Annotated in this window: 14 protein-coding genes; 9 read left to right on the plus strand and 5 right to left on the minus strand. The window is 72.5% G+C overall.

Translation table 11 applies throughout. The features are described 5' to 3' along the window. Window positions 1-75: 75 nt before the first annotated feature. Window positions 76-789, minus strand: coding sequence for a response regulator (locus tag IGS67_RS02195; protein WP_192277372.1), 714 nt, complete (start codon window positions 787-789; stop codon window positions 76-78). Next, complete coding sequence (locus IGS67_RS02200; protein WP_328741367.1) at window positions 786-2,105, minus strand: sensor histidine kinase; 1,320 nt, start codon at window positions 2,103-2,105, stop codon at window positions 786-788. Before IGS67_RS02200 ends, IGS67_RS02195 begins: the two co-directional genes overlap by 4 nt. A gap of 177 nt (window positions 2,106-2,282) precedes the next feature. On the opposite strand from IGS67_RS02200, the gene IGS67_RS02205 reads away from it, so the two are divergent. The 9 genes from IGS67_RS02205 to IGS67_RS02245 all read left to right on the plus strand — a co-directional run bounded on the left by IGS67_RS02205 (window position 2,283) and on the right by IGS67_RS02245 (window position 10,463). Continuing rightward, window positions 2,283-2,966 carry a response regulator transcription factor gene (locus IGS67_RS02205; protein WP_192277376.1) on the plus strand — a complete coding sequence of 228 codons (684 nt, stop codon included), beginning with the start codon at window positions 2,283-2,285 and terminating at the stop codon, window positions 2,964-2,966. A 40-nt stretch (window positions 2,967-3,006) separates the two neighbouring features. After that, window positions 3,007-4,338, plus strand: a complete 1,332-nt coding sequence (locus IGS67_RS02210) for a sensor histidine kinase (protein WP_192277378.1) — start codon at window positions 3,007-3,009, stop codon at window positions 4,336-4,338. Window positions 4,339-4,402: 64 nt separating this feature from the next. Further along, window positions 4,403-4,960 (plus strand): GtrA family protein, encoded by a 558-nt coding sequence (locus IGS67_RS02215; RefSeq protein ID WP_192277380.1) that lies wholly within the window; start codon window positions 4,403-4,405, stop codon window positions 4,958-4,960. Window positions 4,961-4,981: 21 nt separating this feature from the next. Further along, window positions 4,982-6,172: a 5-(carboxyamino)imidazole ribonucleotide synthase gene (locus IGS67_RS02220; RefSeq protein ID WP_192277382.1), complete on the plus strand. Its 1,191-nt coding sequence runs from the start codon at window positions 4,982-4,984 to the stop codon at window positions 6,170-6,172. Between the two features lie 34 nt (window positions 6,173-6,206). Further along, window positions 6,207-6,734, plus strand: coding sequence for a 5-(carboxyamino)imidazole ribonucleotide mutase (gene purE / locus IGS67_RS02225; protein ID WP_192277384.1), 528 nt, complete (start codon window positions 6,207-6,209; stop codon window positions 6,732-6,734). Between the two features lie 614 nt (window positions 6,735-7,348). Further along, the gene (locus tag IGS67_RS02230) at window positions 7,349-8,260 is read left to right on the plus strand and encodes a cysteine ABC transporter substrate-binding protein (RefSeq protein WP_192277386.1); all 912 of its coding nucleotides are present in this window, start codon (window positions 7,349-7,351) and stop codon (window positions 8,258-8,260) included. A 76-nt stretch (window positions 8,261-8,336) separates the two neighbouring features. Then, window positions 8,337-8,996, plus strand: a complete 660-nt coding sequence (locus IGS67_RS02235) for an amino acid ABC transporter permease (RefSeq protein WP_192277388.1) — start codon at window positions 8,337-8,339, stop codon at window positions 8,994-8,996. Further along, window positions 8,977-9,657 (plus strand): amino acid ABC transporter permease, encoded by a 681-nt coding sequence (locus IGS67_RS02240; protein WP_192277390.1) that lies wholly within the window; start codon window positions 8,977-8,979, stop codon window positions 9,655-9,657. Before IGS67_RS02235 ends, IGS67_RS02240 begins: the two co-directional genes overlap by 20 nt. Beyond that, entirely contained in the window at window positions 9,654-10,463 is an 810-nt protein-coding gene (locus IGS67_RS02245) for an amino acid ABC transporter ATP-binding protein (RefSeq protein WP_192277392.1), read from the plus strand. The genes IGS67_RS02240 and IGS67_RS02245 overlap by 4 nt, the downstream gene beginning before the upstream one ends. Before the next feature lie 66 nt (window positions 10,464-10,529). Here the strand turns inward: IGS67_RS02245 and IGS67_RS02250 are convergent, their stop codons facing one another. The 3 genes from IGS67_RS02250 to IGS67_RS02260 form a co-directional block, all read right to left on the minus strand. Further along, window positions 10,530-12,035, minus strand: a complete 1,506-nt coding sequence (locus IGS67_RS02250) for an LCP family protein (protein ID WP_192277394.1) — start codon at window positions 12,033-12,035, stop codon at window positions 10,530-10,532. A gap of 148 nt (window positions 12,036-12,183) precedes the next feature. Further along, on the minus strand, window positions 12,184-12,600 hold the full coding sequence (locus IGS67_RS02255; RefSeq protein WP_192277396.1) for a DUF2304 domain-containing protein: 417 nt from the start codon (window positions 12,598-12,600) through the stop codon (window positions 12,184-12,186). A 9-nt stretch (window positions 12,601-12,609) separates the two neighbouring features. Next, window positions 12,610-13,287: a glycosyltransferase family 2 protein gene (locus IGS67_RS02260; protein WP_235977480.1), complete on the minus strand. Its 678-nt coding sequence runs from the start codon at window positions 13,285-13,287 to the stop codon at window positions 12,610-12,612. Window positions 13,288-13,366 lie beyond the last annotated feature (79 nt).

Consider the following 13,366-nt stretch of genomic DNA (forward strand, 5'->3'; position numbering starts at 1 on the left):
CGGCACCTCGTGCGGGTCGTCGTGCCCCGGTGGGGTCCGTGGGCGACACGAGGTCATCCCACGGTCGTACGCGCGTCAGCTCCCGGGGGTGACGAGACCCGTCTCGTACGACGTGACGACCGCCTGGACGCGGTCGCGGGCACCGAGCTTCGCGAGGATCCGGCCGACGTGCGTCTTCACGGTCGCCTCGGCGACGAAGAGGTCCGCGCCGATCTCCGTGTTCGAGCGGCCCCGGGCCATGAGGACGAGGACCTCGCGCTCACGCTCCGTGAGCGACGCGATGCGCGGGTCGGCGCCCGGGTCAGAGGCAGCGGGGGCGGGCAGCGCGCCCGCCATGTGCTCGATGAGACGACGGGTGCTCGACGGCGCGATGACCGCGTCCCCGCGGTGGACGGTGCGGATCGCGGCGAGCATCTCCTCGGGCGGGGCGTCCTTGAGGAGGAAACCGCTCGCGCCTGCGCGGATGGCCTCCATGACGTACTCGTCGAGGTCGAACGTCGTGAGGACGATGATGCGGGGCTGCCGGTCCGCGGGCAGCCGCGCATGCCACGCCTCGGTGAGCCGCGCGGTCGCCGAGAGCCCGTCGAGCTCGGGCATGCGGACGTCCATGAGGACGACGTCGACAGGGTGGTCGACGAGAAGGCGGACCGCCTGCGCGCCGTCACCTGCCTCGAGCGTCACCGTGAGGTCCGGCTGGGAGTCGATGACCATGCGGAAGCCCGCCCGGACGAGCTGCTGGTCGTCGACGAGAGCGACGCGGATCGCGTCGGGTGCGGGCTCGAGGGTCACGTGGGCTCCTGGGTCGGTGCGGCTGCGGGTGCCGGTGCAGCGGGTGGCAGGGGCGTCGCGCCCCCGCCCGGCAGGGGGACCTCGAGGTGGACGCGGAACCCGCCGCCGGGACGCGGGCCCGCCGTGAGGCTCCCGCCGAACATCGTGGCACGTTCCGTCATGCCGAGAAGACCCTGGCCCGCGCCGTCGCTCCCGGCAGACGCGCCGCGCCCGTCGTCGGAGACGTCGAGCGTGAGCGTCGTCGTCCCCCACGTCACGAGGACCGTGACCCGCGGGCCGGGGCCCGCATGCTTGAGGACGTTCGTGAGGGACTCCTGGCACACGCGGTACACCGCGAGCCCGACCCCCGGAGGGAGGGGACGGGGCGAGCCCATGCGGACGAACGACACGTCGAGACCGGTCGCGCGCACCTGCGCGACGAGCTGCTCGAGGTCGCCCGCGGCGGGCTGCGGGGCGGTGTCGGCGCTCGCGGCGGTCGGCGTGACGCCGACCGAACCGCCCGGAAGCGGGGCCGTGGGGCGCGCGGAGTCCGGCTCGCGCAGTACCCCGAGCAAGCGGCGCATGTCGGCGAGCGCGTCACGACCCGTCTCCGCGATCGTGCCGAGCACGCGCTCGCCCGCCGCAGGGTCCTGTCGCACGACGTACCGGCCGCCGTCGGCCTGCGCGATGATGACGGAGAGCGAGTGCGCGACGATGTCGTGCATCTCGCGCGCGATGCGCGTGCGCTCTGCGGCGGTCGCGATGCGTGCCTGCTGGTCGCGCTCGCGCTCGAGCCGCTCGGCGCGGTCGATGAGGGTCGCGACCATGTCCTTGCGGGCGCGGCGGGTGAGCGCGAATCCCCACACCGCGAGCTCGGCGAGCACCATGAGCGTGACCGTGATGAACGCGCCGGAGAGCCTGTCGGGGCCGTAGCCGGTGTAGTTCGCCCACATGACCGCCGACCAGAGCGCGGCTCCCGCCGCTCCCGCGACCATCGCGGTGCGGTAGGCCCAACGTGGCCCGTGGACGGTCACCGAGTACAGGGCGGCGAGGACGGCGACCATCCCGGGGTTGCCGGTGTCCGTCCCGGCGCTCAACGTGTAGACGAGCCCCACCGAGTAGACCGCGACGACGGACGTGACGGGGAAGCGGCGACGCACCGCGAGTGGTGCGATGAAGAGGGTCGCCCAGAAGCCGTACTCGGAGCTTGCGCCGCTGGCCACCCACATGAGGACGAGGGCGAGCACGGTCCACGCGACGTCGATCTTCAGCGCGTTGCGCTCCCACGACTGCTGGAGGCGCTGCCACCAGGAGGTGGGGGGATCGAGGTCGGACACCCCGCAAGCGTAGGGCGTGGTATTCGCGGGCCGCGTCATCCTGCGGGACGAGCGGACGGGTGCCGGGTCCGCCGGACGACTGACGTCATGACGCGGCGACGTGACGCTCATGACACTCGACGGGTGGAAACCGCGAGTGGGCACGAACTTGGCAAGCCCATGACCTAGCATGGGGGAATGACGAACGTGCTTCTTGCCGAGGACGATCCGGCGATCAGCGAGCCGCTGGCCCGCGCGCTCACCCGAGAGGGCTACCACGTCATCGTGCAGGGGACGGGGCAGGGGGCGCTGCAGAGCGCGACGGACGTCGACCTCGTCGTCCTCGACCTCGGGCTCCCCGACATGGACGGTCTCGACGTCGCCCGCGCCATCCGCGCCCAGGGCCTCACGACGCCGGTCCTCGTGCTCACCGCCCGCGCCGACGAGGTCGATCTCGTCGTGGGCCTCGACGCGGGCGCCGACGACTACGTGACGAAGCCGTTCCGCCTCGCCGAGCTCCTCGCCCGCGTCCGGGCGCTCCTGCGCCGCACGCACGGCGAGGTCGAGGCCGAGGACGAGATCCGCGCGCAAGACGTCCGGGTCGACGTCGCGGCGCACCGTGCATTCCAGGCGGACCGCGAGCTGCACCTCACGACGAAGGAGTTCGACCTCCTGCGCGTGCTCGTCGCGAACGTCGGCACCGTCGTCGTGCGGGACACGCTCATGCGTGAGGTCTGGGGCTCCGAGCTCGTCGGCTCGACGAAGACCCTCGACATGCACGTCTCGTGGCTGCGCCGCAAGCTCGGCGACGACGCGAACTCCCCGCGCTACATCTCGACCGTGCGCGGCATGGGGTTCCGGTTCGAGACCGGCGCCCGCTGACGCGTCCTCGCTGACCGCCACCTGCTGAGAGAACCTCCGGATGCGCCGCCGCCTCATCCTCGCGACCCTCTCCGCGGTCGCGGTCGCGGTGCTGCTCCTCGGCTTCCCGCTCGCGTTCCTCGGCGCCCAGCTCGTCAAGGACAACGAGGTGCGCGAGCTGCAGATCCGCGCACAGAACATCGCGCGCGCCATCGACGGGCGCGTCGCGCGTGACGCCGAGCTCGCCGCGGACATGCTCGACGGCTACGTCGGCGGCAACGGCCGGCTCTCGGCCTACATCCACGTCATCGGCCCGGCGGGCGAGATCATCGACGCGGGCGAGCCCGTCACCGGCCGCGTGACGAAGACGCTCGCACTGTCCGACGCCAAGGCCATCGTCGAGGTCCGCGTCTCGTCGTGGGACCTCTACGTGCGCTCCGCGCAGATCATCGTCCTCGTCGGCGTCGCCGCCGTCGTCGCTGTCGGCGCGGGGATCGTCGTCGCGATCTGGCAGGCCAACCGGCTCGCCGCGCCTCTGCTCTACCTCTCCGCGTCCGCCGAGCAGATCGGCTCCGGGCAGACGCGCCCGCGCCTCGAACCGTCGGGCATCGAGGAGATCGACCTCGTCGCCGCCGAGCTCGCCCGCTCGTCGGACCGGCTCGCGAAACGGCTCGCCGTCGAGCGACAGTTCGCGTCCGACGCCTCCCACCAGCTACGCACGCCGCTCACCGCCCTGACGATGCGCATCGAGGAGATGGCGCTCTCCGCGCCGGACAACGACGTCGTCCAGGAGGAGGCGCGTGTCTCGCTCGAGCAGATCGAACGCCTCGTCACCGTCGTCGACGACCTGCTCTCCCGGTCGCGCCGCTCGCTCGGAGGCAACAACGAGGCTGTCGTCCTCGCGGACGTCGTCGCCCAGCAGGTCGAGGAGTGGAGCCCCACGTACACGGCGCTCGGGCGTCGGCTCGTCGTCGACGTCGACGCCGCGACGACCGTCCTCGCGACGCCGGGGAGCCTCGCGCAGATCATCGCGACCCTCGTCGAGAACTCGATCAAGCACGGCGGCGGGACGACGACCGTGCGGGCGCGTCCCGGCACGAGCGGCGCCGTCGTCGTCGAGGTGAGCGACGAGGGCCCGGGTGTGCCCGACGATCTTGCGCCCCACGTCTTCGAGCGCGAGGTGACCTCGGGCGCCGGCACGGGACTCGGGCTCGCGCTCGCACGCGACCTCGCGGCGGCCGACGGTGCACGGCTCGAGCTCTCCCAGCGGCGCCCGCCCGTCTTCTCGCTCTTCCTCGTCGGCGTGCCCAAGTCGCTCGACCCCGAGGTCGTCCTGCCCGTCGGGTCGGTCGTCTCCTCGGGCTGGAGCAGGCGGCGCAGACCACCGACGTGAGATGCGGGTTGACATGAGGGATCTCCCGCACTCCTCGCCCCACGCACGACGATAGGCTCACCGCATGCCAACGACCGTCACGTCCGTTTTCAGGACCCTGCGCGAGTTCGTCGTCTCCCGGTTCTGGGAGCTCTTGCGCTTTGGGTCGGTCGGGGGCGTGGCGTTCTTCGTCGACATGGGCGTCTTCAACCTGCTCGTCCACGGGCCCGGCGAGATCCTCGGGCACAAGCCGCTCGTCTCGCGCGGCATCGCGGTCGGGGTCGCGACCGTCGTCGCCTGGATCGGCAACCGGTACTGGACGTTCACGGCGCGCAAGACGTCGAACCGGGTGCGGGAGTTCGCCGGGTTCGCCGTCGTCAACGTCGGCGGCCTGCTCATCTCGGTCGGCTGCCTCGGGTTCTCGCGGTACGTCCTCGGGCTCTCGACCGTCGTCGCCGACAACGTGGCCAACCTTGTCGGCCTCGTTCTCGGTATGATCTTCCGGTACTTCGCGTACCGCACGTTCGTCTTCACAGAGTCCCAGGACGCCGAGGCCGACATCGCGGAGACCGCCGGGGCGTCCGTGACCGGCACCGAGGCCCTCGCGTCCCGTGAGACGGTCACGCCCGGAACACCTTCCTAGCCTCGCGTACCCTTGGGGACCGTGAGCGCACCGGTAGTCGCAGTCGTGGGTGGGGGCCAGCTGGCCCGGATGATGGCTCCGGCCGCAGGCGAGCTGGGGGTGCACCTGCGCGTCCTCGTCGAGGCCCCGGACGGCTCGGCGGCGCAGGTCCTCGCTGACGCCCCTGTGGGGGCCGCCTCGGACGCCGACGCCGTGCGCGCGCTCGTCGCCGGCACGTCAGGGGCGCTCGCGACCGACGCTGGGCGGGCCCGCGCCGCCGTCCTCACGTTCGAGCACGAGCACGTGCCGTTCTCCCTCCTCGACGAGATCGCCGCGGACGGTGTGCCCGTCCACCCCGGCCCCGCGGCGCTCGTCCACGCGCAGGACAAGATCGTCATGCGCGAGCGTCTCACCGAGCTCGGTGTCCCGTGCCCCCGCTGGGCGCCGCTGCCGACCGAGCCCGCAGCGGGCCGCTCCGCGCTCGCCACGTTCCTCGCCGACGGCGACGGCACCGCCGTCGTCAAGACGAGCCGCGGCGGCTACGACGGCAAGGGCGTGCGCGTCGTCCGCTCCGCCGACGAGGTCGACGACTGGTTCTCGGCCGTCGCCGCCGGCGGCCCCGCCCTCCTCGTCGAGGAGCGCGTGCCCTTCACGCGCGAGCTCGCCGCGCTTGTCGCACGACGCCCGTCGGGCGACGTCGCGACGTACCCCGTCGTCGAGTCCGTCCAGCGTGACGGCGTGTGCTCCGAGGTCATCGCCCCAGCACCCGGGCTCTCCGCCGAGCTCGAGGCCGAGGCTCGCCGCATCGCCGAGACCGTCGTCACGGGTCTCGGCGTCACGGGCGTCCTCGCCGTCGAGATGTTCGAGGTCGACGGTCGCGTGCTCGTCAACGAGCTTGCGATGCGCCCCCACAACTCGGGCCACTGGACGATCGACGGCGCCGTGACGAGCCAGTTCGAGCAGCACCTGCGGGCCGTCCTCGACCTGCCGCTCGGCGACACCTCGCCGCGAGCCCCGTGGACCGTCATGGCGAACGTCCTCGGCTCGACGCTCGGCGAGCTCACCGACGCCCTGCCCGCGATCCTCGCGGCCGACCCCGGCGCGCGCGTCAACCTCTACGGCAAGGCCGTGCGCCCCGGCCGCAAGCTCGGCCACGTCAACGTCTCGGGCGACGACCTCGACGACGTCCGTCGTCGCGCCGTCGTCGCCGCCGCGCGCCTGCGCGGCGAGTGAACCCACCAGCCCCGTCGCGCCTCAGGAGATCCGCATGAGCACCACGCCCGCCCCCGTCGTCGGCATCGTCATGGGGTCCGACTCCGACTGGCCCGTCATGCGCCTCGCCGCCGAGGCCCTCGCCGAGTTCGACGTGCCCGTCGAGGTCGACGTCGTCTCCGCGCACCGCATGCCCACCGAGATGATCGACTACGGGCGCGAAGCCTCGGCGCGCGGCCTGCGGGTCATCATCGCGGGCGCCGGGGGAGCGGCCCACCTGCCCGGCATGCTCGCCGCCGTCACCGAGCTCCCTGTCATCGGCGTGCCGGTGCCGCTCAAGCACCTCGACGGCATGGACTCGCTGCTCTCGATCGTCCAGATGCCCGCGGGCGTGCCCGTCGCGACCGTCTCCGTCGGCGGGGCCCGCAACGCGGGCCTCCTCGCAGCGCGGATCCTCGGTGCTGGCACCGACGAGGCCTCTGAGGTCCTGCGTGCCCGCATGCGCGGTTTCCAGGAGGACCTCCGCGACGTCGCCCAGGCCAAGGGCGCCGTGCTCCGCGAGGCGTTCGCGCGCGGGGAGTAGGGGCGCGGAGAGCAGGCTCTCGCGAGCTGTCTGCCGCGACCGGTCCGCGCGGCGCTTGCGCGTCGCCCGGGTTCGGGTCCGCGGCGTCGCCCGCTCACAGCGCAGGATGGTGACGGCCCGATCTCAAAGGTCGGACGAATGTGTGCGGGTCGTGACGTGCGCCGCCGGGGAGTCGTATGGTCTCGCCATGTTCCTCGACACCCAGCACCGAATGTGCGACCTCGGCCGGCACGTGCGCCTCGCCGTGGAGTGTCGACGTCCCGGGCGCTGCTGTCGTAGCACCCGCTGACGCCCCCGGCGTCTGAGCCCCGCAGGACACCGCCGACCCGTCGAGGGTCCAGCGAGCCTGATGTCCTGCGCCGCGTCCAGTGACGAGCTCTCGCGACGGGCCGCGCCCTGCGGACCCGCCCGGCCGCTTCCCCTGGCGAGCAGCGACCTGTGACGCGCGGTGCACGCCCGCGTCCCCAGACATCCCCGTGGACCGACCGTTGTGGACCCCTCGCACAGCTCGGTCCCCGAGGGCGTCGGGTGACGTCGGGCGGCGCACCGCACCCCCCGTCAAGCCACCACGCCCCGTCATCAACCGGCCTTCGTGCCTCCTCTGAGGAGAGATCATGTCCACCACCCCCGGCACCACCCCCGACGCGACCGGCGAGGTCGCTGCCGCGCCGAAGCGCCGCACGACCCTCGTCGCCGCGATCGTCGTCGCCGCCCTTGCACTCGCAGGCGTCGTCACCTGGCTCGCGTTCGGCCGCTCCCAGGGCGCGGCCACCGGCCCACGCACCGTCGCCCAGATCCAGGAGGCCGGCAAGGTCCGCATCGGCGTGTTCTCCGACAAGGCACCGTTCGGCTCGGTCGACTCCTCCGGCGCCTACGTCGGCTACGACATCGAGTACGCCGAGCGCGTCGCGAAGGATCTCGGCGTCACGCTCGAGCTCGTCCCCGTCGAGGCCGCCGCCCGCGTCGAGTACCTCACGAGCGGGAAGGTCGACATCATCCTCGCGAACTTCACGGTCACCGAGGAGCGCGCCGAGAAGGTCGACTTCGCCAAGCCCTACCTCAAGGTCTCGCTCGGGGTCGTGAGCCCCGACGGTGCGCCGATCACCGACGTCGCGCAGCTCGACGGCAAGGATGTCCTCGTCGTGCGTGGCACGACCGCCGAGACCTACCTCGAGGCACACCACCCCGAGGTGAAGATCCAGAAGTACGAGCAGTACACGGAGGTCACCAACGCCCTCCTCGACGGCCGCGGTGCGGCCTGGGTGACCGACAACACCGAGGCGCTCGCCTGGGCGAAGAACAACGACGGGTTCTCGACGACGATCGCGTCGCTCGGCCCGCAGGACTCGATCGCCGCCGCCGTCCAGAAGGGCAACGCCGACCTTCTGCGCTGGCTCGACGACGAGCTCGTGACGCTCGGCAAGGAGAACTTCTTCCACGCCGCGTACACGAAGACGCTCGAACCGGTCTACGGCACGGATGTCTCCGCCGACGAGCTCGTCGTCGAGGGTGGCGTCGTCAGGTGACCCGAAGCCCTGTCGTTGGCGCGGCCCGCACCTGCGGGCCGCGCCATCGGCGCCTCCGTGCCCGGGAGCCGCGCCCGTGAGCCCCGACGTCCTGCTCGAGCACGCGCCGCTGTTCGCGCGCGCGGCGGTCGTCACCGTCCGCATCGCGGCCCTCGGGATCCTCGGGGCTCTCACTGTCGGTCTCGTGTGCGCGGCCGTCGAGCACTTCCGGGTGCCCGTCGGGCGACAGGCCGTGCGCGCCTACGTCGAGCTCGCACGCAACACCCCGCTCGTCGTGCAGCTGTTCTTCCTCTACTTCGCGCTGCCCAAGGTCGGCGTCGTGTGGTCGGGGGAGGCGTGCGCGATCATCGGGCTCACCTTCCTCGGCGGCGGCTACATGGCCGAGGCGCTGCGCTCGGGCCTCGACGCCGTCGACGCGAGCCAGGTCGACGGAGCGCTGAGCCTCGGCATGTCTCGCGGCGCCGCCCTGCGGCACGTCGTCCTGCCGCAGGGCGTCGCTGTCGCCGTCCCCGCTCTCACCGCGAACGTCATCTTCCTCGTCAAGGAGACCTCGGTCGTCTCTGTCGTCGCGCTGCCCGACCTCATGTACGTCGCTAAGGACATCATCGGTTCGAGCTACGACACCCGCGAGGCGCTCACCCTTCTCGTCGTCGCCTATCTCGTGATCCTCCTGCCCGTCGCGCTCGGTGCCCGGGCCCTCGAGGGGAGGTGGCGTCGTGCCGGTCTCGGGTCTTGAGGTCCTCCTTGAAGGGCGCAACCTCGTGCGACTGCTCGAAGGTCTCGGCACGACCGTCGGCATCGCGCTCGCCTCCCTCGCGGTCGCGCTCGTCTGCGGCGTCCCGCTCGGCCTCGCGATGACGCGCCGCGGCGCGCTCGTCCAGGTGCTCACGCGCGGCTACGTCGAGACGATGCGGATCGTCCCGCAGCTCGTCCTGCTCTTCGTCGTCTACTTCGACCTCGCGCGCGAGGGCATCGTCTCGCTCTCGGGCACCGCCACGTCGGTCCTCGTCCTGGGACTGTGGGGCGCCGCCGAGATGGGCGACCTCGTCCGTGGCGCCGTGACGTCGATCCCCGAGCACCAGGTCGACAGCGCCCGCGCGCTCGGGCTCGCTCCGGGACAGGTGCAGCGGCTCGTCGTGCTGCCGCAGACGGTGCGGCGCCTCGCGCCGCTGACCGTCAACCTCACGACGCGGCTCGTCAAGACGACGTCGCTCGTCGTGCTCATCGGCGTCGTCGAGGTCCTCAAGGTCGCCCAGCAGATCATCGACGCCAACCGCTTCGAGCACCCCGAGGCCGCCTTCTGGGTCTACGGCCTTGTGCTCGGCCTCTACTTCGTCGTGTGCTACCCGGTCTCGGTGCTCGCACGACGCCTCGAGACCCGATGGGAGTCACGATGACCACCACGACCGACGCGCCAGTGCTCGAGCTGCGCGACGTCCGCAAGACCTACCCCGGGGGCGTCACAGCGCTCGACGGCGTCGACCTCACCGTCCGACGCGGGGAGGTCGTCGTGATCGTCGGCCCCTCGGGTTGCGGCAAGTCGACGCTGCTTCGCACCGTCAACGGCCTCGAACCGCTCACCGGCGGCGCGATCGCGCTCGACGGCAGCCAGATCACCGGCAGCGGCACCCGGTGGGAGACGGTGCGCCAGCGCGTCGGCATGGTGTTCCAGAGCTATGAACTCTTCAACCACCTCACGGTTCTCGGGAACCTCACTCTCGCGCCCGTGAGGGTTGCGGGGACGCCCCGCGCCAAGGCCGAGCGGCGCGGTCTCGAGCTGCTCGCGCGCGTCGGCCTCGCCGACAAGGCGGGCTCCTACCCCCGCGAGCTCTCGGGCGGCCAGCGTCAGCGCGTCGCGATCGTCCGGGCGCTCGCCATGCAGCCCGAGGTCCTCCTGCTCGACGAGATCACCGCGAGCCTCGATCCCGAGATGGTGCGCGAGGTCCTCGACGTCGTCGTCGAGCTTGCCGACAACGGTATGACGATGCTCGTCGTCACCCACGAGATGGGCTTCGCGCGTGCCGTCGCCGACAGGGTCGTTCTCATGGACCGCGGTCGCGTCGTCGAGGAGGCCGAGCCCGAGGAGTTCTTCACGAACCCGCGCAGCGACCGGGCTCGGGCGTTCCTGCAGACCTTCACGTATACCCGCTCGACCCGCAGGGCCGGGCCGGACGTCAGTGCCGAGCCGGCAGCGGAGGGCTGACCGCGCGGCGCGTCGGGCCTCGACGCGCGGGGCTGGAAGCGACGTGGGGGGAGCCGGGGCCTGGCTCTACTCGTCCTCGACCCGACCATCGCCGTCGTAGCGGCCCGGCTCGAGCGTCCCGTCGCGCACCGCGTCCCAGAACGCCGGAGCCTTCTCCGGGTCCAGAAGGACCGTCGAGCCCGCGCCTCCGCCCGGGCGGTAGTCGACGTTCGCGACCGGCGGCGTCCCTGTGACGCCGCCCTCGCCCGTCGCGGCACGGAACGCAAGTGCGAGCCGGCCCAGGTCCGTGATGCCTGTGCCGTCGTCGGCCGCGATCGCACCGAGGCCCGCGTCGATGAGGTCGACCTGCTTGCCCGGGTTGATGACCGTGCCGAAGTTCGCGGCCTTCTTCGTCACCGCGCCGATGAGCTGCCGCTGACGCTCGGCGCGCCCGAGGTCGCCCTTCGGGTCCGCATAGCGCATGCGGACGAATGCGAGCGCCTTCTTCCCGTCGACGTCGTGGCAGCCGGGGTTCCACTTGAGGCCCGACCTCTTGTCCCGCACCTTGTAGTCGAGGCACAGGTTGACGCCGCCGACCGCGTCGACAAGCTCCTTGACGCCGCCGAGACCGATCTCGACGTAGTGGTCGACCGTGAGGCCCGTGAGACCCTCGACGGTCGAGACGAGGAGCTCGGGCCCTCCGTACGCGTACGACGCGTTGAGCTTGCGGCCGCCGTGGCCTGCGATCTCGACGAACGTGTCGCGCGGCAGGCTGATGAGCGCGTTCGGGCCGTCGTCAGGCACGTGGAGCAGCATGATCGTGTCCGTGCGGGCGCCCGCCGTGCCGTCGTCGTGGATCGCACCGTCCTCGCGCGAGTCCGAGCCCGCGAGCAGGTACGTCGTGCCGTCCGTCGTGGCCGCGCCCGAGAGCGCGGCGACGTGCGTGATCTTGCCGTTCGCCCACAGTCCCAGCCCGACGGGCCACGCGATGAGCCCCGCGAGGGCGAGGACCGCGACGACCGCCGCGATCCTCCCCGGGCGCAGCCGGAAGCTGCGCGACGGGCTGCCGTCCTCCCCGGGACCGTCTGCGTCGAGGTCGAGCGGGCCGGCCGCGGCAGTCCGCGCAGGCGAGGGACGTGACGCGACGGGCCGGACCGACGCGGGTCGCGCCTCAGCCGGGCGAGCAGCAGCCGGACGGCTCGCAGGCCGTGCCGCTCCGGGCGTCGACGACACCGTGCGGCGGGGCCCTGACGTGCCCCCCGCAGCCGTGCTGGACGGCGCAGCACCGCGCGGGCCCGCACCGGGCTGCGGCGTGCCCGCCGGACGAGCACCCTCGGCGGACGGGCGCCCCGACGACGTCGTGCGCGGCGGGACGGACGCCGGCCGGCCCGCGGGCTCGCCCGAGCGCGTGGCACGCGGGGTGCCACCCGTCGTCGGCCGGCGCGTCGGGCGTGCAGGGACGTGCGTGACGGGCCCGTTCGCACCGCCGACGGGGACCGCGCCGTCGTCCGAGGACGGACGCGACGCGCCCGCACCCTGCGGCGAGAAGCTGGGAGGCGGCGAGCCCTGCGGGCGGCCGGACCGGTCCGTCATGCGTGCACCGCCGACGGGCCGGCGGCGTCGCGCGAAGCGGGGCTGGGGGCACGGAACGGGCAGGTCACCCGTCGATCCTAGGACGGACCCCGGAGCCGCGACGGGCGGGTCCGCAACCGGCGGGTGAGAGAACTGTGGAGATGGCCGTTCAGTCGTCGCGCGGGTCGTCCGACGACACCGCGGGGCCGCCCGGGGTCGGAGCGTCGGGCCCCGCCACGTCCGGGACCACGCCCCTGTCGACGAGCGCAGCCCGCGCGAGCGTGAGCTCGCGCGCGAGAGCCGTGAGCTGCGACTGCATGCGGCTCATGCGCCGGAACGACGTCGCGATGAAGCTGAGGAACGCGATGACGAGGCCGTAGAGCAGGAGGTCCGCGCCACGCCCCACTCCGATGACGTTCGCGATCCGCGAGAGGATCGACGGGAAGAGCACCGATGCCGCCGCCGCGACGATGAACGCCGCGAGCAGCAGCCGACGGATCGCCTGGTGACGCGCATCCGCCGTCGACCGGTTGAGGACGACCGCGACCCAGCCGATCGCGACGAGAAGGATGACCTGGATGAGCACGACGCCGCCTTACCGGAACACGAGGTCGACGAGGATGTTCACCGAGTTCCACAGCGACTGGCCCTTGCCGCGCGAGTAGTCGGTGTAGAGGACGTGCACCGGGTGCTCACGCCACGGCAGGCGCGTGCGCCCCAGCTGGAGGACGATCTCGCTCGCGTGCGCCATACGGTCCTGCCGCAGCCGCACGCCCCGCGCCGCGTCCGCCCGCATGACACGCAGACCGTTGTGGGCGTCCGTGAGACGCAGACCCGTCGACTGGTTCGTGAACCACACCGCGACCTTGAGGACGATCCGCTTGAGCAGGCCCGCGTCCGTGCGGTCGTCGAGGAAGCGCGAGCCGAAGACGATCGCGACGTCCTCCCGACGCGCGAGGTCGACCATGTCGGCAGCGTCCTCGACCCGGTGCTGGCCGTCCGCGTCGAACGTCACGACGTACCGCGCGCCGCGCGAGAGCGCGTACGTGATGCCCGTCTGCAGGGCCGCACCCTGACCGAGGTTCACGGGGTGCTCGAGCACCCGCGCGCCCGCAGCGCGCGCGACCGCGGCCGAGCCGTCCGACGAGCCGTCGTCGACGCACACGACGTGCGGGAACGTCGGCAGGACGCCGCGCACGACGTCACCCACGACCGCCGCCTCGTTGAAGAGGGGGACGACGAGCCACGCATCGTCGACGGGAGGGCGGCTCATGCCCGTCATTGTGGCATCCCGCGGGGTCCCGGCGGACGATCGTCCTCCGGAAGAGGCCCCCGCGGCGGTAGTCTGACCG

This window comes from Flavimobilis rhizosphaerae, assembly GCF_014852685.1.
In the GTDB taxonomy this organism is placed as follows: Bacteria; Actinomycetota; Actinomycetes; order Actinomycetales; family Cellulomonadaceae; genus Flavimobilis; species Flavimobilis rhizosphaerae.